The sequence below is a fragment of the Nocardia canadensis genome (assembly GCF_032656385.1).
Classification (GTDB): domain Bacteria; phylum Actinomycetota; class Actinomycetes; order Mycobacteriales; family Mycobacteriaceae; genus Nocardia; species Nocardia canadensis.
In genome coordinates, this window is sequence record NZ_JAVCWB010000010.1 from 1,495,742 (window position 1) to 1,518,789 (window position 23,048).

Annotated in this window: 19 protein-coding genes; 7 read left to right on the forward strand and 12 right to left on the reverse strand. The window is 69.1% G+C overall.

The features are described from left to right. The first annotated feature begins 176 nt into the window (after window positions 1–176). Complete coding sequence (locus Q7X29_RS30230; RefSeq protein WP_218717216.1) at window positions 177–383, forward strand: heavy-metal-associated domain-containing protein; 207 nt, start codon at window positions 177–179, stop codon at window positions 381–383. 371 nt (window positions 384–754) lie between these two features. On the opposite strand, the gene rsmA is transcribed toward Q7X29_RS30230, so the two are convergent. The 6 genes from rsmA to Q7X29_RS30260 form a co-directional block, all read right to left on the reverse strand. Continuing rightward, window positions 755–1,636: a 16S rRNA (adenine(1518)-N(6)/adenine(1519)-N(6))-dimethyltransferase RsmA gene (gene rsmA / locus Q7X29_RS30235; RefSeq protein WP_218717215.1), complete on the reverse strand. Its 882-nt coding sequence runs from the start codon at window positions 1,634–1,636 to the stop codon at window positions 755–757. A gap of 34 nt (window positions 1,637–1,670) precedes the next feature. After that, entirely contained in the window at window positions 1,671–2,825 is a 1,155-nt protein-coding gene (locus Q7X29_RS30240) for an alpha/beta fold hydrolase (protein WP_316576075.1), read from the reverse strand. A gap of 119 nt (window positions 2,826–2,944) precedes the next feature. Beyond that, window positions 2,945–4,102 (reverse strand): lipase family protein, encoded by a 1,158-nt coding sequence (locus Q7X29_RS30245; RefSeq protein WP_218717213.1) that lies wholly within the window; start codon window positions 4,100–4,102, stop codon window positions 2,945–2,947. Window positions 4,103–4,214: 112 nt separating this feature from the next. Continuing rightward, complete coding sequence (locus Q7X29_RS30250) at window positions 4,215–5,360, reverse strand: alpha/beta fold hydrolase (RefSeq protein ID WP_316576076.1); 1,146 nt, start codon at window positions 5,358–5,360, stop codon at window positions 4,215–4,217. A gap of 236 nt (window positions 5,361–5,596) precedes the next feature. Further along, window positions 5,597–6,724 carry a transglycosylase family protein gene (locus tag Q7X29_RS30255; RefSeq protein WP_316576077.1) on the reverse strand — a complete coding sequence of 376 codons (1,128 nt, stop codon included), beginning with the start codon at window positions 6,722–6,724 and terminating at the stop codon, window positions 5,597–5,599. 173 nt (window positions 6,725–6,897) lie between these two features. Next, window positions 6,898–7,752 carry a TatD family hydrolase gene (locus Q7X29_RS30260; protein WP_316576078.1) on the reverse strand — a complete coding sequence of 285 codons (855 nt, stop codon included), beginning with the start codon at window positions 7,750–7,752 and terminating at the stop codon, window positions 6,898–6,900. Between the two features lie 78 nt (window positions 7,753–7,830). On the opposite strand from Q7X29_RS30260, the gene metG reads away from it, so the two are divergent. Then, window positions 7,831–9,399: a methionine--tRNA ligase gene (gene metG, locus Q7X29_RS30265; protein ID WP_316576079.1), complete on the forward strand. Its 1,569-nt coding sequence runs from the start codon at window positions 7,831–7,833 to the stop codon at window positions 9,397–9,399. 44 nt (window positions 9,400–9,443) lie between these two features. Here metG and Q7X29_RS30270 read toward each other — a convergent pair whose 3' ends face one another. Together Q7X29_RS30270 and soxR are read right to left on the reverse strand one after the other, a co-directional pair. After that, the gene (locus tag Q7X29_RS30270; RefSeq protein ID WP_218717208.1) at window positions 9,444–10,196 is read right to left on the reverse strand and encodes an isocitrate lyase/PEP mutase family protein; all 753 of its coding nucleotides are present in this window, start codon (window positions 10,194–10,196) and stop codon (window positions 9,444–9,446) included. A gap of 45 nt (window positions 10,197–10,241) precedes the next feature. Continuing rightward, window positions 10,242–10,727 carry a redox-sensitive transcriptional activator SoxR gene (soxR, locus tag Q7X29_RS30275; protein ID WP_218717207.1) on the reverse strand — a complete coding sequence of 162 codons (486 nt, stop codon included), beginning with the start codon at window positions 10,725–10,727 and terminating at the stop codon, window positions 10,242–10,244. 133 nt (window positions 10,728–10,860) lie between these two features. Between soxR and arcA the strand changes: the two genes are divergently transcribed. Continuing rightward, on the forward strand, window positions 10,861–12,102 hold the full coding sequence (gene arcA / locus Q7X29_RS30280; RefSeq protein WP_218717206.1) for an arginine deiminase: 1,242 nt from the start codon (window positions 10,861–10,863) through the stop codon (window positions 12,100–12,102). A 6-nt stretch (window positions 12,103–12,108) separates the two neighbouring features. After that, on the forward strand, window positions 12,109–12,468 hold the full coding sequence (locus Q7X29_RS30285) for a GntR family transcriptional regulator (protein ID WP_218717205.1): 360 nt from the start codon (window positions 12,109–12,111) through the stop codon (window positions 12,466–12,468). Between the two features lie 9 nt (window positions 12,469–12,477). Here the strand turns inward: Q7X29_RS30285 and Q7X29_RS30290 are convergent, their stop codons facing one another. Then, complete coding sequence (locus Q7X29_RS30290; RefSeq protein ID WP_218717204.1) at window positions 12,478–14,082, reverse strand: dolichyl-phosphate-mannose--protein mannosyltransferase; 1,605 nt, start codon at window positions 14,080–14,082, stop codon at window positions 12,478–12,480. 117 nt (window positions 14,083–14,199) lie between these two features. Between Q7X29_RS30290 and rsmI the strand changes: the two genes are divergently transcribed. Next, window positions 14,200–15,039 (forward strand): 16S rRNA (cytidine(1402)-2'-O)-methyltransferase, encoded by an 840-nt coding sequence (rsmI, locus tag Q7X29_RS30295; RefSeq protein WP_316576368.1) that lies wholly within the window; start codon window positions 14,200–14,202, stop codon window positions 15,037–15,039. A 232-nt stretch (window positions 15,040–15,271) separates the two neighbouring features. Here rsmI and Q7X29_RS30300 read toward each other — a convergent pair whose 3' ends face one another. Next, the gene (locus Q7X29_RS30300; protein ID WP_218717203.1) at window positions 15,272–16,399 is read right to left on the reverse strand and encodes a glycosyltransferase; all 1,128 of its coding nucleotides are present in this window, start codon (window positions 16,397–16,399) and stop codon (window positions 15,272–15,274) included. Between the two features lie 192 nt (window positions 16,400–16,591). On the opposite strand from Q7X29_RS30300, the gene Q7X29_RS30305 reads away from it, so the two are divergent. Both Q7X29_RS30305 and Q7X29_RS30310 read left to right on the forward strand, forming a co-directional pair. Then, a complete protein-coding gene (locus Q7X29_RS30305) occupies window positions 16,592–16,879 on the forward strand; it encodes a hypothetical protein (RefSeq protein ID WP_316576080.1) in 288 nt (95 codons plus the stop codon). Beyond that, window positions 16,879–19,476, forward strand: a complete 2,598-nt coding sequence (locus Q7X29_RS30310; RefSeq protein WP_316576081.1) for a TPR repeat region-containing protein — start codon at window positions 16,879–16,881, stop codon at window positions 19,474–19,476. Before Q7X29_RS30305 ends, Q7X29_RS30310 begins: the two co-directional genes overlap by 1 nt. A 743-nt stretch (window positions 19,477–20,219) precedes the next feature. On the opposite strand, the gene Q7X29_RS30315 is transcribed toward Q7X29_RS30310, so the two are convergent. Together Q7X29_RS30315 and Q7X29_RS30320 are read right to left on the reverse strand one after the other, a co-directional pair. Next, window positions 20,220–21,218: a GAF domain-containing protein gene (locus Q7X29_RS30315; protein ID WP_316576082.1), complete on the reverse strand. Its 999-nt coding sequence runs from the start codon at window positions 21,216–21,218 to the stop codon at window positions 20,220–20,222. A gap of 2 nt (window positions 21,219–21,220) precedes the next feature. Continuing rightward, on the reverse strand, window positions 21,221–23,038 hold the full coding sequence (locus tag Q7X29_RS30320; RefSeq protein ID WP_218717232.1) for a putative bifunctional diguanylate cyclase/phosphodiesterase: 1,818 nt from the start codon (window positions 23,036–23,038) through the stop codon (window positions 21,221–21,223). Window positions 23,039–23,048: the final 10 nt, after the last annotated feature.

The following is a 23,048-nucleotide window of genomic DNA, read 5'->3' on the forward strand; positions in this document are numbered from 1 at the left end:
CGTAACGGGTTACCCCGACGAGTACCCGCGCTGAATCCGCGCCCCACCGGGCAGGGAGAGCCACGCCACAGCAGGTGGCCGGGCGGGGGCTTGCGCCTAATACCCATGGGGGGTATGTTCGTTCGTGTCGGGGACATACCCCTGGACCGTATGATCGAAGAGCGAAGGAGTCGGCCATGGCCACCACCACCTACACCGTCACGGGGATGACCTGCGGACACTGCGTGAGCTCGGTCAAGCAGGAGATCGGCAAGATCGATGGTGTCACCAGCGTCGATGTCGACCTGGCCAGCGGTCTCGTCAAGGTCGACAGCACGAACGAGCTGACCGAGTCCGAGGTCGCCGCCGCCGTCGACGAGGCGGGCTACGCGCTGGCTGAGTAGAAGGCGGCTGGCGCCGCGGGTTTTCGGCCTCGTGACCTCGCGTCCGAGGGGCGATACTGCGCCTTCGGCGTTACGTCTCACCCCTCGGACGCGAGGCGGCCGAAAACGTGGTGGTGCGGAGGGCGCGTTTACCGATGGTTCATTCGGGGGCTGGACGCCATGAATCATCCACAGCGTCATCCACATCTGCGTCCGGCGGCGTGCCGTCGGTGGTTTTCGTCCCGGACCGGTGACGTCGTTCGTGCATCATGATCAACTCCGGCGGCGGCGAAAACCGGTTGTCCACAATTGCTTTCACAGGGTGCGCGCGTGAGTCCCGATGAACAGCCGGTGTACTGGGGGTTCGGCTGCGCGCGCCCGCGATTCGCGGATCAGCCCTGGGCGGCCAGGCGGACGAACGCCGCGGTGTCGAGCGTCTCACCGCGGGCGGTCGGATCGATGCCGGCCGCCACCAACCTGCGCTCGGACTCCGTGGGCGAGCCCGCCCAGCCGGACAGCGCCGAGCGCAACGTCTTTCGGCGCTGCGCGAACGCGGCGTCGATCACCTCGAACACGCGACGGCGATGCGCCTCGTCCATCGGCCACGGCGGCTCGGCGTAGCGATCGATACGGACCAGGCCCGATTCGACGCGCGGCACCGGCCAGAAGACCTGCGTGCCGACCGCGCCGGCGCGCCGCACCTTGCCGAAGAAGCCGGCCTTGACGCTCGGCACGCCGTAGACCCGGTTGCCCGGTTCGGCGGCCAGCCGGTCGGCCACCTCGGCCTGCACCATCACCAGCGACACCTGGATGCTCGGCAGCACCGCGAGCAGGTGCAACAGCACCGGGACCGCCACGTTGTAGGGCAGATTCGCGACCAGCGCGGTCGGCTCGGCGGGCAGCTGGTCGGGACGCACGCGCAGCGCGTCGGCCTCGACGACCCGCAGGCGATCGACCAGGCCGGGAGCGCGATCGGCGACGGTCTCGGGCAGGTAGTTGGCCAGCACCGGGTCGATCTCGACGGCAACCACTTGGTCGACGACGTCGAGCAGCGCCAGGGTCAGCGAGCCCAGACCGGGACCGACCTCGAGCACGGTGTCGCGCGGACCGACGCCCGCGGCGGTGACGATGCGGCGCACCGTGTTCGCGTCGTGCACGAAGTTCTGCCCGAGCTGTTTGGTCGGCCGGACGCCGAAACGTTCGGCCAGCGTCCGCACCTCGGCGGGACCGAGCAATGCGGCGCTACCGCGCGCGGGAATCTCTGGTTCGGGCACCGCTAGAACCTACCAACCCGGCCGATCGAGCAGCTCAGCGCTGCGGCGGGGCGGCGTGGACACGCGCGAGGAAGGCGTCCATCGCCGCGCGCTGCTCCACCGAGACCGAGCCGTGCGTGCCCGTGCCGGGGATCACCTGCTGGTCGACGCCGTTGGCGGCGAACTGCGCGACCAGTGCCGCGTGCAGCGGGGACGGCACGATCGTGTCGGTGACGTTCATGGTCAGCAGGATCGGGGCGTCGTAGCCGCTGGTCGGCAGGGTCATGTAGGCGGCGAGGACATCGCGCAGGCCGGTCAGCGGGCGGGCGAGCAGCTCACGCGCCGACAAGCCCTTGACCGAGGCGATGATCTCGTCCAGGCAGCGCTCACCCGCCGCGTCGACGAGCGACTTGCCCAGCGGCGTCAGATAGGAGTCGACGTCGGCCTCGGGGTGGGTGGCGCGCAGCCCGGCCAGGATGCTGACGACGAACGAGGTCGCCGCCGACAGCATCGGGATCTCCGGCAGGTCGGGGCCGATGAACGGCAGCACCTTCTCCACGTCGGAGGCGGCGTCGACCGCGATGGTGCCGCGGAAATCCAGCTCGGGGGCGTAGCTCTGCTGCACGTGCCCGGTGCTCAGGGCGGCGTGCCCGCCCTGCGAGACGCCGAGCACGCTCCAGGTGCGCGACAGGCCGGGATCGGCGGCGCGGGCGGCCCGGACCAGATCGATGGTGGCGGTCGCCTCGCTGCGCACCTCGAGATACGGGTGCGGGCCGGTCTCGAAACGGCCGAGGCCCAGGTAGTCCGGGGCGACCACGGCGTAGCCCTGATCGACGAATCGCTTGATCAGCGCGTCCTCGGCGGCGCGATGCTGCGGCAGCGCCGCCAGTTCGGGGTCGGCCTGGCCGCCGCAGCCGGGACCCGAGCCCGAGGTGCCGTGGTCGTAGGCCAGGATCGGCCAGCCGGTGGCCGGGGCCTCACCGTCCGGGAGATAGACCGCGCCGCTGGCCGGGCGCGCGACGCCGGCCGAGTCGGTCATCCAGTACTCGACGACCGAGCCGCGCGCGAGGCCGTGCCAGCCCGCCGGTTTCGGCTCGACGGCGATGAGCGAGCCGGGCGACTGCGCCGCGGCGGGGGCGAAGGTGGCGGCGGTGAGCGCGCACGCCGTGACTGCGGCGACCACCGTCGCGCGGATCGGGTTCTTCAGCACGGATCCATCTCTCCACCGGCGACCAGGACCTGGACGAGTGTACAGATTCACGCCCGGTGCGCCCGTCGATCCGAACCCGATGTCGCCGAGGCGGTTCGGGCCCGGATCGGTCCCGGGGTTCAGCGCTGCGGCGGCGCCTGGTGGACGCGGTCGACGAAATCGGCGAGCGCGTCCTTCATCTGCTGGTTGAGCACGGTGTGCTGACCGAAACCGGTGACCGCCTCGAAGTCCACACCACCGGCCGCGAATTGGGCGACCAGCGCGGCGTGCAGCGGCGAGGGCACCACCGCGTCGGTCGCGTTGATCAGCAACAGGATCGGGGCGTCGTATCCGCTGGTCGGCACGGTCATGTACGCGGCGAGCGCGGTCCGCAGCGGGCCCTCCGACAGCGGCCGCGCGAACAACTCGCCCAGACCGAGCCCGGCGAGATCGGCCACGATCCCATCGATACACTGCCCGCCCGCGGCATCGACGATCTCCTTGCCCTTGGGCGTGAGGTAGGAGTCCACCTCCGCCTCGGGATGGGTGGCGCGCAGCCCGGCCAGGATGCTGACGGTGAACGCCGACAGACCCGCGGCGCCCTCGGCCTCGGGGAACCACGGGCCGAGCAGCGGCAGCGCCTTCTCGACATCGGAGGCCGGGTCGACGGCGACGGTGCCGCGGAAGTCGAGTTCGGGTGCGTAGCTCGCCTGCAGGTGCGCCGTACCGAGCGCGGCGTGGCCGCCCTGGGAGGCGCCGACGACGCTCCAGGTGCGCGAGAGTTCGGGCGTAGCCGCCCGGGCGGCGCGTACCAGGTCGATCGTGGCCGTGGCCTCGCTGCGCACCTCGAGGTACGGGTGCGGACCGGTGTCGAAGCGGCCCAGCCCCAGGTAGTCCGGCGCGACGACGGCGAAGCCCTGCTCGACCAGGCCCTGGATCAGCGCGTCCTCGGCGGCGCGGTTCACCGGAAGCGGCGCGAGGTCGGGATCGGCCTGGCCGCCGCAACCGGGCCCGGAGCCGAGGGTACCGTGGTCGTAGGCGATGATCGGCCAGCCGGTGGCGGGCGCGTCGCCCTCGGGCAGGAACAGCGCACCGCTGGCGGGACGCTCGACGCCGGCCGAATCCAGGGTCGTGTATTCGACGACCGAGCCACGCGACATCCCGTGCCATCCGACGGGTCGCGGTTCGACAGCGAGCACTCCGCCCGGTTCCGCCGAAGCGGGCGCGTGGGTAGCGCTCACCAGCGCGGCGGCGGTGACGGCGGCTGCGATGGCAGCGCGGCTCAGGGTCTTCGGCATCAGGGGGTGACCTTTCCGGCCGATCGGGAGCAACGAACTGGACGATCGTACAGTTCGCCGATCGGTAGCCAGGACACCGCTCAGGACCTGCGATGGAGCGAGCGTGGGCAGGTCAGCGCGCCCGGGCCAGGAATTCGTCGACCGCGGTGATCATCGCCGGGTTCAGCTCACAGTGTTTGCCGGTACCGACGACAGATGTGTAGTCGACACCGTTCGCGGTGAATTGGGCAGCCAGCGCGGCGTGCAGCGGCGAGGGCACCGTGCGGTCGGTGGCGTTGACGAGCAGCAGGATCGGGGCGTCGTAGCCGCTGGTCGGGACGGCCATGTAGTCGGCCATCACCGAGCGCAACGGCTCCTCGCCGAGCGAGCGGGTGAGCAACTGACCGAGCGTGAGATCGGCGACCCGCTCGTCGATCGCGTCCTGGCACAGCGTGCCGATCTCGTCGAGGACCTGGCGTCCCAGCGGGCTGAGGTAGCTGTCGACTTGCGCATCCGGCCTGGCCGCGCGCAGACCGGCCAGAATACTCACCGAGAAACCGAGGATGCCGCCGCTGACCCGATCCGGATTACCCGGCCCGAGCAGGGTGGCCACCTTCTCGACATCGGATTCCGGGTCGATGGCGATGGTTCCGCGGAAGTCCAGCTCCGGCGCGTAACTCGCCTGCCGGTGGCCGGTGCCGAGCGCGGCCTGCCCGCCCTGCGACATGCCCGCCGCCACCCACACCGGCGACAGATCCGAGCGCACCGAACGCGCCGCCCGCAGCAGGTCCAGAGTGGCGGTGGCCTCGGTGTCGATGCCCAGATACGGATGCGGCCCCGTGTCGAACCGCCCGAGCCCCAGGTAATCCGGCGCGACGACGGCATACCCCTGCGCCACCAGATGCCGCAGGAACTCGTCCTGCGGCGCCTGCGACTCCGGCCAGGGCGCGCCCGCCGGATCGGACTGCCCACCGCAGCCCGCGCCGAGCCCGGTCGTCCCGTGGTCGAAGGCGACTACCGGCCAGCCGCCGGCGGGCGCGTCACCCTCGGGCAGATACAGCGCCCCGCTCGCCGGCTGCGTCACCCCGCCGACACCCCGGGTCCAGTAGTCGATGACCTGTGCGCCGGACATCCCGTGGAATCCGTCGGCCTGCGGAATCACCGCGATCACCGTCCCCGGCGTCTGCGCGTGCGCGGGCGTCATCGGCACGCACACCCCGGCACCGGCCGCCAACACGATCGCGACAGCCGCCCGCCGCCAGGCCGAAACCCCACGCATCACAACCACCCTCGACTCGACGAGCCGGGACAACGCACGAGACACAGACCCGGCGAAACGAGTGCAACCTACCGTGCCAACTCCCCGGGTCAACCCGACCCGCCGAACAACTACGGATAGATACCCATCCCACCCACCCAGCCCCACCTGCCCCGACCCCGAGGAGGGGCAGGCCGACGAAGTCGGCCGTCGCGACACAAGGGGCCGCGACTCGAGCGCGCCAGCGCTCCGACAACTCAGCTCAGGCCGAGGCGTCCTGTGCACGCGGGCCAGGCGCCCCAGCCCTGGCGGGCGCGGGTGACCTCGGCGATGGCGATCTGCTCTTCGCGGGTGGCCAGGTCGGCGCGGGGGGCGTACTTCAGGCCGCCCTGGCGCTCCCAGGTGCTCTGGTCGAACTGGATGCCGCCGTAGTAGCCGTTGCCGGTGTTGATGGCCCAGTTGCCGGTCGACTCGCAGCGCGCGAGCGCGTCCCAGATCGCGCCGTCGCGCACCGGCGGCACCTCGGTGCCCGGCTTGGCGCCCTTGCGGATGGTCTTGGGCTGGGCGGGGGTGATGACATTGGAGTTGGTCTGCACGCGGCTGGACTCGACACCGTTGGTGAGGGTGACGGCGAAGGTCGCCTCGTGCAGCCCGGCCGCGCCCGGGTTCTCCACGACCGTGCGGCTCATGTTCATGGTCGGGTCCTCGATCACCAGCTCGGTGGGATCGAGCGGCAGGGTCTCGGTGCGCTGTTCGACGCGCTGCCGGGTGACGGTGACCTTCATGCCCTCGGTGAGCGGCGTGTCGGCGGCCGGCTCGGTGAAGTCCTGATTCTCGAGCGGAATGCCCGCGGCGGTGAGGAATTCGCCGATGGTGGCGGCGGCCAGGCGCACGTCGACGGGGGCGGCGCCGCCGTCGGCGAGCGAGACCGTGCGCGGGGTGTACACGCTGAGCGCGGCGCCGGCCAGCGGCAGCTTCTCGGTGCGGGTCGGCACGACATGGGTGTCGGCCGGGATCTGCATCTGCGCCAGCGCGTCGCCCGCGGTCAGACCCGTGGTCCACACCTTGCGCTCGGCGCCGTCGACGGAGACGGTGATCTCGCGGCCGCGATTGAGCGTGATGGTGGCGCCGTCGGCGACCTTGCTCCCGGCGGCCGGGGTCACGGCGTCGTGCTCGGAGAGCTCGTAGCCCGCGTCGGCCAGGACGGCGCGCACGTCGCGGGACATGGTGGTCAGCTCGGTCCGCTCACCGTCGACGACCAGGGCGACCGTCTTGTGGTTCACGATGGCCAAGGAGGCACCGACCATGAGAATCAGCAGCATGGCCGCCACTGCCGCGTACAGCAGCGGCGAGCGAGACGAGTTGATCCGCGCAAAAGCCGACATGGTTACAGAACGATAACGAGTAGGTTTGCCTCGGACAACACCGAGCGCCCCGATCAGCGGGATCGCAGGTCACGATTCGATATAGACGTCGCTGGTAGATAACGACTATGACCGGCGAATGTGACCCGAAACACGTTTGATGTCCAGCCCCCTTCCGGCCGGACGAAACGGACTCAGCGGATCCGGTAGAGCCTGCGCGCGTTCGCGGTGGTGATCTCCGCCAGTTCGTCCGGGTCCTGCTCGCGTACCTCGGCCAGCGCGCGCACCGTATAGGGCAGGCAGTACGACTCGTTCGGCGCACCGCGATACGGGTGCGGCGTCAGGTACGGCGCGTCGGTCTCGACCAGGATCTGATCGTCGGGCACCAGCTGGGCCGCCTCGCGCAGCTCGTGCGCGTTCTTGAAACTGACCGTGCCGGAGAAGCTGAGCACATACCCCTCGGCCACGCACGCCTGCGCCATGGTGGCGTCGGAGGAGAAGCAGTGGAAGATCACGGTGTCCGGAGCGCCCTCGTCGAGCAGCACCGTGAGCAGGTCGTGGTCGGCCTCGCGATTGTGGATCATCAGCGGCTTGCGGACGCGCTTGGCCAGATCGATGTGCCAGCGGAAACCCTCGATCTGGGTCTCGATGTCGGCGCACCCGTCGAGCTTGCCGGGCCAGTAGTAGTCCAGGCCGGTCTCACCGATCGCGACCACCCGCGGGTCGGTGGCCAGGGACTCGAGCTCGGCCTTGGCCTTGTCGTCGAGGGCGTTGGCCCTGGTCGGATGCAGCGCGACCGCGGCGTAGACGCGCGGGTCCCACTGCGCGGCCCGCACGGCCCACTGCGCGGCGGCGAGATCGTCGGCCACCGTCACCACGTGCCCGACACCGACCGAGGCCGCGCGATCCACGATCGCCGTGGTCGAGGCGGCATCGGTCGCGCCACACGCGTCGAGGTGGGTGTGCGCGTCGATCAGGGGCGCGAGCGGCGGCGGAAGGGGCGGAGCCGGACGATTCTGGTTTGCCACGCGGATTACAGTAGTTCGCATCATGAGCGAGCGAAGCGAGCGGACGAGCACAGCCGCATCTGCGGTCAGGACTGAGCTGAGCGCCAGCGAGGCTCAGTCGTGAGCGCACCCGACGGCGCCGAGGCGCCCGCCTTCTACATCACGACGGCCATCGCGTACCCGAACGGTGCGCCGCATATCGGGCACGCGTACGAGTACATCTCGACCGACGCGCTGGCCCGGTTCAAGCGACTCGACGGCTACGACGTGTTCTTCATGACCGGCACCGACGAGCACGGTCAGAAGATGCAGCAGACCGCGGCCACCGAGGGCATCCCGGTGCAGGAGCTCGCGGCCCGCAACTCCGACGTCTTCGAGGCGATGGACAAGGCGCTCGACATCTCCTTCGACCGCTTCATCCGCACCACCGACGCCGACCACAAGGCCGCCAGCGTCGCGCTCTGGGAGAAGATGCTCGCCAACGGCGACATCTACCTGGGCAACTACTCGGGCTGGTACTCGGTGCGCGACGAGGCCTTCTACACCGAGGAGGAAACCACCCTCCTCGACGACGGGACCCGCGTCTCGACCGAGACCCAGACCCCGGTCACCTGGACCGAGGAGTCGAACTACTTCTTCAAGCTCTCCGAGTACCAGGACAAGTTGCTGGCGCTCTACGAGGAGCGGCCCGAGTTCATCGCGCCCGCGACCCGGCGCAACGAGATCGTGAGCTACGTCAAGGCCGGCCTGAAGGATCTGTCGATCTCGCGGACCACCTTCGACTGGGGCGTCCCCGTGCCCGGCCACCCCGATCACGTGATGTACGTGTGGGTCGACGCGCTCACCAACTACCTCACCGGCGTCGGCTTCCCGCACACCGATTCGGCGGCGTTCCAGAAGTTCTGGCCCGCCAACGTGCACATCATCGGCAAGGACATCACCCGGTTCCACACGGTGTACTGGCCCGCGTTCCTGATGTCGGCCGGGATCGAACTGCCGGACCGCGTCTTCGTGCACGGGTTCCTGTACAACAAGGGCGAGAAGATGTCGAAGTCGACGGGCAATGTCGTCGACCCGCTCGCCCTGGTGTCGACCTACGGCCTGGACCAGGTGCGCTTCTTCCTGCTGCGCGAGATCTCCTACGGCCAGGACGGCAGCTACAGCAACGACGCCATCGCGGGCCGGATCAACGCCGACCTGGCCAACGAGTTCGGCAACCTGGTCCAGCGCAGCCTGACCATGGTCAACAAGAACTGCGACGCCAAGGCGCCGGCTCCGGGCGCGTTCACCGCGGACGACCAGGCGCTGCTCGATCGCGCCAATGCCCTGCTGGAGCGCTGCCGCGCCGATTTCGACGCCCAGCAGATGCACCTCGCGCTGGAGGCCATCTGGCTGACTCTCGGCGAGACCAACCGGTACTTCTCCGCCAATGCCCCGTGGGCGCTGCGCAAGTCGGGTACCGAGGAAGACCTGGCCAGGATGGCCACCGTCCTCTACGTCACCCTCGAGGTGGTCCGGATCGTGGCGATCCTGGTGCAGCCGGTGATGCCGGGTTCGGCCGCCAAGATCCTGGACCTGCTGGCCCAGGACGGCCGCGCCTTCGCCGATATCGCCACGCCGCTGGTGCCCGGGATCGACCTGCCCGCGCCGGAACCGGTGTTCCCGCGTTACGTCGAGCCCAAGGAGTAGGACGCCGTGGCGCACGGCCGCTCGCCGTGCGCCACCGGCGTGACTCAGGTCCAGGCGGCCAGCAGCTTGCCCGCTTCCACGCCCAGCGCCGCCTGCAACAGCGGACCGAAGCTGATCCGACCGACGCCGAGTCCGGCGAGGTGCTCCTTGGCCGGGGTCCCCGGCTGCGCGATCGCGTTGACCGGCAACGGCAGTTCGGCGGTGAGCCTGCGCTGGACGTCGTCGGCGTGCCAGCCCACCGGATACAGCGAGTCCGCGCCCGCGTCGGCGGCCAGTCGCAGCCGGGCGATCACCCGATCGACCCGGTCGGCCTCGTCCCCGTCCTGACGCAGGAACAGATCGGTGCGCGCGTTCACCACCACGTGCACGCCCGCCGCGTCGGCGGCCGCGCGCAGCCCGCCCACCAGCTCGGCGTGCTCTTCGGGGCTGCGCAGCCGCTTGCCCTCGCTGTGCACGGTGTCCTCGATATTGAGCCCGACCGCGCCGGCCGCGAGCAGTCCCTCGATGAGCCGCGCGGGCTCGAGCCCGTAGCCCGACTCGATGTCGACCGACACCGGCACGTCCACCGCCCCGGTCACCTGGGTGACCCGCGCGAGCAGTTCGTCGTAGGTCATTCCTTCGCCGTCACTGCGCCCGACCGAATCGGCCACCGGGTGACTACCCAGCGTCAGCCCCGAAAAACCGGCGGCCACAGCGACATTCGCCGACCAGGCGTCCCACACGGTCGGCAGCACCACCGGATTTCCGGGCTGGTGCAGTTCGAGCAGAGTCTTGGCTTTCGCGTCCAGAGAGGTCATACCCGCGATGATGCCGCACCGCGGGCGCGCGCGCCGCGGACCCAGCTAGACGCAGCCGGAGCGCGGCGGGCAGTTCAGCTGAACGTCGAGCACACGCGCGCCCGGCCCCTCCGCGCCGAGCCGGTCGTGCTCGTTGACGAGCTTGCACGAGCCCAGTGACAGGCAGCCGCAGCCGATACAGCCGGTGAGGTTGTCGCGCAGGCGGGTGAGCTGGGTGATGCGATCGTCGAGATCCTCGCGCCAGGTGGTGGACAGTGTCTCCCAATCGCGGCGGGTGGGGGTGCGCCCTTCGGGGAGCCGGTCCAGCGCCGAGCGAATCTCACTGAGTGGGATGCCGACGCGCTGGGAGATGCGGATGAAGGCCACTCGGCGCAGCGTTTCGCGAGCGTAGCGCCGTTGATTGCCACTGGTTCGACGACTCGATATGAGACCTTCACGTTCGTAGAAGTGCAACGCGGACACTGCAACTCCACTACGATCGGAAAGCTGCCCGGGGGTCAGCTCCTTCGTTTGCCAATCGGCCGTCGTCATCTGCGCTCCTCCCGTTTTCGCCCTCAACAATACTTGAGGTTTTCGTGTCGTGTACGAAAACGGCTGGACTCCGCACCCGCCGGGTCTGCGGGTCTTCCGTGCCGAGGCGCGCTCGGCGGATTACGGTTTCCGCATGGGAACCGCCCCCGACTCGCGCTTGGCCGTCACCTCCGAGGTCGGCACGCTCCGGACGGTGCTGCTGCACCGGCCCGGCGACGAACTGCGCAGGCTCACCCCGAGCAACAACGATCAGCTGCTCTTCGACGGCATCCCGTGGGTGGAACGCGCCCAAGCCGAGCACGATTCCTTCGCCGCCCTGCTCCGCGAACGCGGCGTGGAAGTACTGCTGCTGTCGGACCTGCTCGCCGAGACGCTCGCGGTGAGCGGGGCGGCCAGGATCCAGGGTATCTCCGCCGCCGTCGACGCCCGTCGGCTGGGCCACGGCCTGGCCGATCAGCTCGCGGCCGAGCTGCGCAAGGTCGAGGCCCGCGAGCTCGCCGACATCCTGATGGCGGGCATGACCTTCGACGAGCTGCCGTTCGGCCCCGACACCACCTCGCTGGTGCGCCGGATGCACCACGGCGGCGATTTCGTCATCGATCCGCTGCCCAACCTGCTGTTCACCCGCGACTCCTCGTTCTGGGTCGGCCCGAAGGTGGCGATCACCTCCCTCGCGCTGCCCGCCCGCATCCGCGAGACCTCGATCACCGATCTCGTCTACGCCTTCCACCCCCGCTTCCTCGGCGTGCGCCGCGCCTACGAATCGCACACCGCGCCGATCGAGGGCGGTGACGTGCTGCTGCTGGCGCCGGGGGTGGTCGCGGTCGGCGTCGGCGAGCGGACCACGCCGGCGGGCGCGGAAGCGCTGGCGCGCAGCCTCTTCGACGACGATCTCGCGCACACCGTGCTGGTGGTGCCGATCGCGCAGAACCGCGCCACCATGCACCTGGACACCGTGTGCACGATGGTCGACACCGACGCGGTGGTGATGTACCCGGGTGTGCGGGAAACCTTGCAGGCGTTCACGATCCGCCGCGAGGACGGCTTCTCCGGGCGCGGCGACCTGGACCGGATCAGCATCTCCGGACCCGAACCGTTCCTGCCCGCCGCGGCCGCCGCGATGGGCATCGCGAAGCTGCGGGTGATCGACACCGGCCGCGACGGGCCGACCGCCGAACGCGAGCAGTGGGACGACGGCAACAACACCCTGGCGCTGGCGCCGGGCGTGGTGGTGGCCTACGAACGCAACGAGATGACCAATTCGCGGCTGACCGACGCCGGTGTCGAGGTGCTCACCATCCAGGGTTCGGAGCTGGGCTCCGGCCGTGGCGGTCCGCGCTGCATGTCCTGCCCCCTGGCCCGAGACGAGGTGTGAGCGAGCGTGTTCCACGTCGAGCTGTCCACCGATTCCGCTCAACCGCCCTACGAGCAGTTACGCATGGCGGTGATCGAACAGGTCCGCGCGGGCACGCTCAGCGCGGGCACCAAGATCCCGACCGTGCGCGCGCTGGCCGCCGATCTCGGCATCGCGCCGAACACCGTCGCCCGCGCCTACCGGGAGCTCGAGGCCGACGGCGTCCTCGAAACCCGGGGCCGCCAGGGCTCTTTCATCGCCTCCTCGGGTGACCCCACCCGCGATATCGCCGGTCGCGCGGCCGTGGACTACGTCGCGACCATCCGGCGGCTCGGCCTGCCCGACTCCGACGCGGTCGACTTCGTCCGACGCGCGCTGGACAGCTGACCCACGCCCCTAGCGCCAGCTCGGGAGCCAGAGGTGGTCCTGCCAGCTGGCGGGACTGATCGGCTGGGCGGTGAGAATCGGCCACAACCAGACGAAGTTCGCGATCACCAGGCCCAGGTAGATACTGACGATCAGCAGCCCCAGGGCGTAGCGCTCGTTGACCGGGGCCGGGAGATAGGTGCCGGTGGGACTACGCGGTATCCCGGCGGGCCGGGCCGACCCGAGGATGTCGCCGAGGATCAGCGCGACGCCCATCGCCAGGAACGGCGCGAGCACCACCGCGTAGAAGAAGTACATCTGCCGGTCCAGGGTCAGGAACCACGGCAGCAGGCCCGCACCGTAGCCCACCAGCACCGCCGCGTAGCGCCAGTCCCTGCGCACGACCGAGCGCCACAGCATCCAGCCGAGGGCGGGCAGCGCCAGCCACCACAGCGCCGGCGTGCCGACGGCCATCACGGCCTTGACGCACTGCGCCTCGCCACAGCCGGTCACCGTGCCGTCGGCGTAGTAGTAGAGCATCGGGCGCAGGCCCATCGGCCAGGTCCACGGCTTGGATTCCCACGGATGGTGGTTGCCCGCGGAATTGGTCAGGCTGGAATGGAAGTCGAGGGTCTCGCCCTGGTAGTACCAGAGCGAGCGCAGCGCGTCGGGCAAGAACGCGAACGGGCCGTCGGTGCCGATCTGATTGCCGACCGCGTACCGGTACACCCCGGACTCGCTGGCGAACCAGGCCCAGTACGAGGACAGGTACACCACCAGCGGGATGACGACCAGCGCGTACAGCGCGGGCCCGACATCGCGGACCAGCGTGCCGACCCACGGTCTGCGCACCCCGTACGCGCGCCGGGCACGCACATCGAAGGCCACGCTGAGCAGGCCGAAGAACATGATGAAGTAGATGCCCGACCACTTGGTGCCGCACGCCAGTCCGAGCAGTACGCCCGCGCCGAAGCGCCACCAGCGCACGCCGAGTCGCGGTCCCCAGTCGGTGATCCCCACCCGGCCCGCCAGATCCGCGCGGGCCAGGCGTTCGCGCACGTCGTCGCGATCGACGATGAGACAGCCGAACGCGGCGGTCACCAGCAGCGCCATGAAGATGTCGAGCATGCCGATGCGGGAGGAGACGAAGGTCAGCCCGTCGGCGATGAGCAGGATGCCGGCGAAGGCGCCGATCAGCGTCGAGCGCGACATGCGCCGCACGATCCGGATCACCAGCAGCACCAGCACGGTGCCCGCCAGCGCCGCGGTGCCGCGCCAGCCCCACGCGTTGTAGCCGAACAGGGCCTCGCTGATCGCGATGAACTGCTTGCCGACCGGCGGGTGCACCACCAGGCCATAGGCGGGGTTGTCCTCCACGCCGCCGCCGGTGACCATCTGCCAGGCCTGCGGCGCGTAGTGCTTCTCGTCGAAGACGGGCGTGCGTGCGTCGGTCGGATAGTTCAGGTTCGCGAAGCGGGTGATCGCGGCGATCGCGGTGAGGACCAGGGTGACCGCCCAGCCGCGCGCGGTGTCGAGCGGGCCGAAATCGGGGGCGGGTCGCAGCGGAGCCGGACCGACCAGCGCCGAGGCGGGCCGTGACGGTGGCAGCGCACGCGTTTCGGTCACCGGGATCACGCCCCGATCGTAGGCGGTGCGCCCAGCGATGTCCGACCCGACACTTGTCCCCCTCCTCCGACGCGCGAACCGGCGCGACCCGCTCGCCTGACAGAATGACCCAAACTACCGGAGAGGCTGGGCGACACTGTGTTGGTCTTAGCGGCTACACCGATGGGCGACATCGGCGACGCGTCCCAGCGACTGCGCGACGCGCTCGGCTCGGCCGATGTGGTCGCCGCCGAGGACACCCGCCGGACCAGGGCCCTGGCCAAGGCGCTCGGCGTGGAGATCACCGGCCGGGTGGTCAGCTTCTACGACCATGTCGAAACCGCCCGCATCCCCGCCCTGCTCGACGACCTCGCGAGCGGGCTGACCGTGCTGCTGGTGACCGACGCGGGCATGCCGTCGGTCAGCGACCCCGGCTATCGTCTGGTCGCGGCCGCCGTCGAGCGCGATCTGCCGGTCACCTGCCTGCCCGGCCCGTCCGCGGTCACCACCGCGCTCGCGCTGTCCGGGCTGCCGGTCGAACGGTTCTGCTTCGACGGTTTCGCCCCGCGCAAGGGCGGCCAGCGCCGGGAGTGGCTGCGCACCTTGGCCTCCGAACAGCGCGCCTGCGTCTTCTTCGAAGCGCCGCACCGGCTGGCCGACTGCCTGGCCGACGCCGTCACCGTGCTCGGCCCCGACCGGCGCGCGGCCGTCTGCCGCGAACTCACCAAGACCTATGAGGAAGTCGTGCGCGGCACGCTCGGCGAGCTGGCCGCCTGGGCCGTCGAGGGCGCGCGCGGCGAGATCACCGTGGTGCTCGCCGGAGCGCAGCCGGTCTCGGCCGACCCCGCCGACCTGGTCGCCGAGGTGGAGGCCCTGGTCGAGTCCGGGTTGCGGCTCAAGGACGCCTGCGCCGAGGTGTCGGCCGGGCGCGGCGCCTCCAGGAAAGACCTGTACGAAGCGGTTCTGGCCGCCCGCAGCGAGAGCTGATCCGCCGCACCGCACGGCGTTCGGGGGTGTCAGCACGCGCGGTTCCACCCTGGTCGGCGGGTGGCGATCACCGCACGGCCCTGTCCGTCGGGTGGCGATCACGGCACGGCCCAGTCGGCCAGGTGGCATCACGGCGCCGGCCCAGTCCGCCGGGCGGCGATCACAGCACAGCCCAGCCGACCAGGTTGCGCGCCGGTCCGGCCCAGCCGACCGGGTGGCCCGCCGGTCCGGGTCAGCGGTCGAGGACGGCGAGCATGCCCGCGACGGCGCGCGGCCAGGTGAACTGTTCGGCGCGGGTGCGGGCGGCCTTGCGGCGGCCCGAGGTCGGCATGGCCAGGACATCGGTGACGGCCTGCGCGAAGGCGCGGGGGCGGTCGGCGGCGATGGCGCCGCATTCGGCGGTGACGATGTCGGCCAGCGCCGAGGAGCGGCTGGCGACGACCGGGGTGCCCGCGGCCAGGGCTTCCAGCGCGGCGAGGCCGAAGGTCTCGTGCGGGCCGGGAGCGAGTGAGACATCCGCTGTGGCAAGCAGTTTCGCGACCATCGACCGGTCGCTGATGAAGCCGGTGAAGTGGACCGACGGCGCGCCGCCGGGCAGCGCGGGCAGGGTGCGGGCGCGGCGTTCGAGCGATTCGCGGCGGGGACCGTCACCGGCGACGACCAATCGCGCGGGCAGCCCGGCCCGATGCAGCGCGCCCACCGCCTCGATACTGCGGTCGACCCGCTTCTCCACCGACAACCGCCCGCAATGCACCAGCAGCGGATACCCGTCGACCCCGAGGTCGGCGCGCAGCCTCCGGTCACGCCGACGCGGGCTGAACAGGTCCAGGTCGACACCCAGCGGCACCAGTTCCACATTGGGCGCGCCGATGCGCTGGAATTCCTCGCGCGCGAAATCCGTCGTGCACACCACCATGTCGTAGTCGTCGGCGGTGCGGCGGTTGGCGACATCGGCGCACCGGCGCGCGGCGGGCCCCGGCAGGAACTGACCGAGCAGCCGATCGAGCCGCTCGTGCGAGATCATCACGCTCGCCACCCCGCGCCGCCCGGCCCAGCGCCCGAATCCGCGCAGCGTGAGCCGGTCGGAGACCTCGAGCACGTCGGGCCGCAACCCACCGAGCACATCGGCGACCCGACGTGGATCGGCCGCCCGATACCCGCCGGTGCACGGGATAGCCACGGCGGGCAAGGTGATGCGCAATGCCCCGGTCGGCAGCATTTCCTCACTGCGCCGCGCCCCCGGCACGATCAACACCACTTCGTGCCCCGCCGCCACATACCCCTCCCCGAGGTGGTGCAGCGCGGTACGCAACCCGCCCGATCGCGGGCCGTAGAAGTTGGCGAGCTGCACGATGCGCACCCTCCCGATCGTTCAGCGACACGGGTGCACTCCGGAACCGGGCCGTGGAACGGTACGTGAACACCGGGGAAAGAGATCGACGCTCGGGCGCCCAGAGGAACTGGACGAATCTTGTAGAGTCGACCGACTGAAAGTTCAGGCTTGTTTGCCGGAGGGGGATTGCGTCACGTGTTGCAAGTCGATATTGACGAGTTGAGGAAGCTCGCCACAACGGTCACTTCGGTCGGTGAGGAGATCGACAAGATCGATGTCCGGACCAGCGGCGACAAGATCGGTGAGTCCTTCCCCGGTGTCGAGATCGGGGCTGCGTGCGCGAAGGCAGGCGAGTACTCCGAGGGTGCGTGGCTGCGGATCGCCGAGCGGATGCGAAAGCTGGCGGGCATCGTCAATCAGTGCGCCGACAACGTCCAGACCACCGACCAGGAATTCAAGAACCGGCTCGAGGTCATGGACTTCTTCGCCACCGGGAGCGTCGGCTGATGGCGACCCGTAACAATGTCGAGGCGTGGAAACCGGAGAAGCTGTCGGAATGGGCTCAGGAGCTCGAAGACGACACCACTGCCTACGAAACCCAGCTCGCTTCGACGCTGACTCATTTCCAGGGCACGACCTGGCAGGGCGCGGCCTATCTTGCCGCCTACGACCGTTTCCACGAGGAGAACGACCAAGGTCGCAGGCTGGCCATCGAGATTCGCGATATCACCACGGCGCTGCGCAACGCCGACTCGCGGATTGCCGGTGAGCGTAATGCGCTGCTCCGCCGGGTCTCGGATGCGGAGAACGATACCGAGTCGCCCGTCGGCCTGACAGTCGACGACAGCTGGAAGGTGTCCACCAAGCCCTACACCGAGTCCGACTACACCGACGAGCAGAAACAGAAGGTCAAGGATCGGATCACCCACCATCAAGGTCTGATCGATACCGCGAAGACGAGCCTGCTGGCGGCAGTCGGGGAAACGATCGCCGCGATCAACACTGCTTCGGACGAGGTCCGAGTGCGTGGCGATCAACTCGGCAACGGCTTGGACGTGCCGACTGCGACGACGGTCGATGTGGCGGCGCTCGGCCGCCAGGACGGCGAGACCATCGCCGATGGCAAATTGTCGGACGAGGAGATCGCTCAGATCAGTGCCCGCCTCGACCAAGCCGGACTCACCCCCGAGCAACTCGAGGCGCTGGCGAACGGCCAGGAAGTCACGGTCCCGGCATCGACAATGGACTACCTGAGCAACCTCTACGACAAAGCTGGTCGCGACGGCCTGATCGACCTCGCCGACCGCCTCGTTGTGAACGGTTCCCCAGAGTCGCTCGAACTCCGTAAGAACCTCGCGGACGGGTTGCTCACCCTGAGCAACGAGGACGTGGTCACCCGCGACAGCACCGGAGCGATCATCGAACGCGGCGGCTGGGACCAACTCCATCCCGAAGTCCGCGAACTCATCGGCACCCGGCCGGGTTTCAACGACAGCCCCGACGGCAACACCCGCGACCTGCCCGACGACTACCGGTCGGGCTTTTTCGGGCCGAACATGGACGAGTGGGCCGGTGTCCAGGAATACACCAAGGACATGCGCGGATTCGGGCAGTTCCTCGCGGCCTCCGACCAGGCCTATATTCCCGGTGAACGGTTCGGTGTCGAACTCGATCGCCAGGCCGCCAACCTGGCGTTCATCAACGACAACGGCGGATATCAGAACTACACCGGCGATCCCAACGAGCCGGAATGGCTGTCCCGAAACGAGCACAGCGCCGCCGATCTGCTGTCCGTGGGCGCCCGCAACAACGACAGCAGCTACGCGCTGTTGACCGGCAACGGCAGCGAAGAACTCTTCGGCAAGGACGTCCCCGGCCAGAGCTATGAGAAGTACGACCCGCAGGTCATCCAAGGGATCTTCCAGCACGACTGGGTCGACAACGGCGCCGCCGCCGGCGACATGATCAAGTGGATCGGCACCGAGTCTCACGAAGTCGGCGCGGACGGCAAGCTGACCACCGACGCACTTCAGGCCCGCGAAGCTCTCACCCACCTGCCCGATATCCTCACCCCGCGTGAGGACGTCGACGATCCGGACGACAACAAGCCCGACCGCAATCGCTCGGGCGGGATCGATGTGGAGGAGTTCAAGAAGACCGAGATGGGGTTCGTGAATAATCCCGAACTCTCCCGAGCGCTGTCCACCGCCATGGGATCGAACATCGATGCCTGGATCGATGGCGAACAGTATGCGACGACGACCTTCCTGTCCGACCCTGGTGAAGCACACCTCGAACTCGTCGACGCGAACCGCCTACTCTATCTGTCGAGCCAGTCCGATGAAGGTCGCCTGACTCTCGAGGTCGCCCGTTCCGCGTACGAATCGGAAATCTTGAACGGCGCATTCTCACAGACCGAGATGCGGCCGGGCGAATACTTGGGGACAAAAACCATCGAACAGCTTGCACACCTGGACGCCCGGATTTCCAACGCGGCAGCCAACGCGCTCACCTTCCAGGACCAGAACACCGTCGAGGAACACAACAACATCCAGCAGGAGATCTACGACAACAAGAAGGCTGCCGCCAAGCTCGTCGACCAGATCCTGATGGCAAACGTCGATGTCGGCTTGGACTACGCAAAAGGCCTCACACAGGACAGCCACGGACTGGGGGCCGCCACCGGCGTCGAGGGAGGTAAGAAGGTCGCGGCAATGCTCGGCGAAGGTGTCGTCGAAAGCATGATCGAGCAATACATAGACAAGCCCGAGACGTTGGAGGTCGAGTACCCCAACGAGGCCAGGATGAATGCGCAGGCTTACAGGGATTTCCAGCAGGCAATCCTGAACGCCGCATACGAACAAAACCAACTCGGCGACGCACCTCTGCTCGATCCCACCACCGGTCGACCGCTCGACATGAACAGCCCAATTTCGAACCAATCGATCGCCGACGTTGTCGCTTATCTGAATGCGCAAGGATTCGAAGAGCCGCTGTCCGACTACAAGACGGCTCATGGAATAGAAACCGTTACCGGCGCCGGCGAATCCGGCTCCAGTTTGGAAGTAATCCGGACCGGACAATCGACAACCGAGAAGAAGTGACGTATGCGGACCAACACGATTACGGCGGCAACGGCGCTCCTGGCAACCGCTCTTGCGACGACATCCTGCTCTACCGATTCTCCTCAGCCCGCTTCAACAAATTCTACCGCGGCCAGTTCGACCGTACCGATCCCATCCTTTCCCTACCCCCCCATACAATTCGCCTGGGAGATCGCGTCCCCCATGAACGAGCGGGATTCAGAGGTTGCCAGATTCGCCCTCGAGGTGGAGTCTTTGGAACGCACTTGGATCGCTTCCCATGAGGACGAGTCCCTCCTTCCCGGAATCAATGCCCGCGTCGGTCACACGAACAAACCACTGCCGCTTGACCATCGAACACTTCCCGAAACAGGAGGACGACTTTTCCGGGCGGTCGGGGTCGGTAAGGAATCCGATTCCCAGTGGACGGTCACGATTTGCGAGTACGATACCCCCGGGGTATACAAGATGGGCAACGACGGAGAACTTATTTTGAGCTCTCCAAACGAGTCTTATCGCGTTGTCCGCTCAACAGTGGCATCAACAACAGAGAAATCCGGGTCCGGCGACAATTCGGCTACGCCCAGATTGCTGGTCATGAATAACTCCGACGTAGATTACAACGAGACCGCGCGCCGCACCTGCGAACCGTTCCGACCCGACCCCTACATTCAGCAACCACCCCAGCCGATTTCGCCCGGCAAATAGGAAAGTCAGGGCTATCGAACGTTCCAATGCGGCCCGAAGCCCAGCGGCCATGTGTGCTAACCGGACTCCGGCGAGTCGTCGGACCAGACGCGGAGCAGGCCGTGGCCGGTGGCGGCGGTGGTGATGGTGACCAGTTCGGCGTGGGCGCGGATCCACTCGGACTCGGCGAAGCGGACGCGCAGCGCGAGGCGACGGGAGGTGCCGGGGCGCAGGGCGGCGTCGGCGCAGGCGGCTTGCAGGGCGGCGAGGTCGATCGGGTCGACGGTGGGGCGTTCCACCGCCCAGCGGTCCAGTGGGGGTGGCGGGTCGCCCGCCCACTCGTAGATGAGGGCCGACGACAGCAGGATCAGGCCGACGCCGACGCCGCTGCGCTGGGAGACCGCGCGCAGCATCGTGATGTCGGGGTCGACCGCCGCGGCGTCGTCGTCGAGTTCGGGGATCGCGTGCATGAGCGCGCTCACCCGGCGCGCGCCGGGGTTGGCCCTGGTGATCATCTGGAACCGGCGAGGACACTCGTCGTCGCCGAGCATGTCGACCTGGCCCTGCCACCGGCCGCCCGGCGCCAGCTCGGTGGCCATCGCGAAGTACTCGACCCGGCCGTCGAAGCGGACCATCCGGCCGAACGCGTCGGGCGGGGTGCGGATCACCCGCACGTGCTCGGGTGCCCTGGCGAAGACGAGTTCCTCCAGGCCGGGACCGTGATGGGCCAGTTCGGTGATGGCGTCCCAATCCCAGGCCGCGACCCGGCGGCGGGGCCGCACCGGCGCGTCGGCAGGGCCGGTCCAGACCTGCACGCCGTGGATGCCGCCGAACGCGCAGCGCACCGGTTCGGCGAGCACAAGCGTCGCACCGACGACCTCACGGGTGGATTCGCCGCGGTCCCAGCACCGGTCCACCGCCTCGCGCAGCAGCCGGGCGCGGGTCGGGCCGAGCGCGCGCGACCACCGCGACGGCGGGAGCCAGTCGCGCGCGTGCGCGTCCACCGCGACCAGCGTCGGCGCGAGCTCCCCGGCGAGGGTCTCCACCAGCAGCCATCCGCCTGCCGATATCGTCACGATCAGTTCGGTGCCACGCCGCGTCCCGCGCGTGGCAGATCGAGGTCGAGGGGAATGCGCCCTTCCCGCAGTTGCGCTTCGACTTCCTCGGCGGGCATCGGCCGGGCGATGAGGAAGCCCTGCGCGCGGTAACAGCCGAGCCCGACCAGGGTCCTGGCCGCCATCGGCGTCTCGACGCCCTCACCGACCACGCCGAGCCCGAAGGAGCCGGCCAGGCCGATGATCGACTTCACGATCGCCAGGTCGTCGTTGCTGTCGCCGAGGCGCTGCACGAAACCGCGGTCGATCTTCACCGCGTCGACCGGCAGTGCCTTGAGGTGCGAGAGCGAGCTGTAGCCGGTGCCGAAGTCGTCGATGGCGATCTGCACGCCCATCCGCTTGAGTCCGCGCAGGGTGAGCCTGGTGCGCACGAGATCCTGCACGACGACATGCTCGGTGATCTCCAGGCAGACCGAACTGCCGTCGATCCCGAACAGCCGCAGGATGTCCTCGATGCGCTCCACGAAATCAGCGCTGACCAGCTGCACCGGCGACACATTGATCCGGATCACCACATTGGCGGCCAGCCCGCGGCGGCGCCAGTCGGCGAACTGCGAACAGGCCGACCGGATCACCCAGCGGCCGAGCTCACCGGCCAGGTTGGTGGCCTCGGCCACCGAGACGAAGGCGCCGGGCGGCAACAACCCGCGGGTGGGGTGCTGCCAGCGGACCAGCGCTTCCAGGGCCACGATCCGGCCGGTGCGCAGGTCGACCTCGGGCTGGTAGTGCAGCACCAGCGAGCCGTCGGACACCGCGCTGCGCAGGTTGAGCTCGACGTCGTCCTGGAGTTCGAACTGCGCGCGCATGGCGTCGGTGAACACCGCGACGCCGTTGCCGCCGCCGGACTTCGCCGACAGCAGGGCGTGATCGGCGCGGCGCAGCACATCCGACACCGAGGTCTCCCCCGGAATGCCCAGCGCCACACCGACGCTCACCCCGCGACTGACCGATTCCTGCCCGACCGAGACCCGCCGGCCGATGAGCTGCTGGATCCGGGTGGCCTCCAGTTCGGCGGCGACCGCGTCCATCGGCGCGGCGGGCACGATGACGAACTCGTCGCCGCCGAGCCGGGCGATCATGTCGCCGGGTTCCAGGTTCTGTTTGAGTCGGCGCGCGAGGGTGCGGATGAAGTTGTCGCCCGCGCTGTGGCCGAGGAAGTCGTTGAGCGCCTTGAGCCGGTCCAGGTCGAGGAAGAAGGTGGCGACCGGGCCCGCTTCGCCCGCGCGCAGCCGCTCCTCCATGTATTCGAGCAGGGCGCGGCGGTTGGCCAGCCCGGTCAGATCGTCGTGCAGCGCGATGTAGCGCAGCTTCTCCTCGGCGACCACGCGCGCCTGCAACTGGGCGAACAGCGCGGCGATGGCCTTGAGCACGTTGAGTTCCCGCTTGGACCAGGCCCGGTCGCCCATCTTCACGAAACCGAGCACGCCGGTCGACTCGCCGCGCGAGACCAGCGGCACGCAGGCCATGGCCACCTCGGGAATGCCCGAGGACTTGCGGATCGTCTCCTGGTAGTCGTCGCTGTCGGCGCCGGGCCGCACGATCAGCGGTTCGGTGGCGAACTCGAGGGCACGGAACACCGAATCCGCGTGCTCGAACTCGACCGTGTGCAGCGGGTCGGGATCGGGGACGTCGGGGCGGCGCGGCCATTCGGCGACCAGCACGGTCGCGCGCTTGGCGCGATCGGTGTGGCGCAGATAGCTGACGTCGACGTCGAAATGCTCGACGAGGGAGGCGAGCACCCGCTCGCTCGCCGACACCATGGTCGTGGCGTCGACACCCATCAACTCGGAG

Bases quoted from the DNA above. Each gene is read 5' to 3' on its own strand.
- Q7X29_RS30230 (WP_218717216.1), top strand. From the start codon at position 177: ATGGCCACCACCACCTACACCGTCACGGGGATGACCTGCGGACACTGC.
- Q7X29_RS30245 (WP_218717213.1), bottom strand. From the start codon at position 4,102: ATGCCGAAGACCCTGAGCCGCGCTGCCATCGCAGCCGCCGTCACCGCC.
- Q7X29_RS30250 (WP_316576076.1), bottom strand. From the start codon at position 5,360: ATGCGTGGGGTTTCGGCCTGGCGGCGGGCGGCTGTCGCGATCGTGTTG.
- Q7X29_RS30255 (WP_316576077.1), bottom strand. From the start codon at position 6,724: ATGTCGGCTTTTGCGCGGATCAACTCGTCTCGCTCGCCGCTGCTGTAC.
- Q7X29_RS30260 (WP_316576078.1), bottom strand. From the start codon at position 7,752: ATGCGAACTACTGTAATCCGCGTGGCAAACCAGAATCGTCCGGCTCCG.
- Q7X29_RS30270 (WP_218717208.1), bottom strand. From the start codon at position 10,196: ATGACCTCTCTGGACGCGAAAGCCAAGACTCTGCTCGAACTGCACCAG.
- soxR (WP_218717207.1), bottom strand. From the start codon at position 10,727: ATGACGACGGCCGATTGGCAAACGAAGGAGCTGACCCCCGGGCAGCTT.
- arcA (WP_218717206.1), top strand. From the start codon at position 10,861: ATGGGAACCGCCCCCGACTCGCGCTTGGCCGTCACCTCCGAGGTCGGC.
- Q7X29_RS30310 (WP_316576081.1), top strand. From the start codon at position 16,879: ATGGCGACCCGTAACAATGTCGAGGCGTGGAAACCGGAGAAGCTGTCG.
- Q7X29_RS30320 (WP_218717232.1), bottom strand. From the start codon at position 23,038: ATGGGTGTCGACGCCACGACCATGGTGTCGGCGAGCGAGCGGGTGCTC.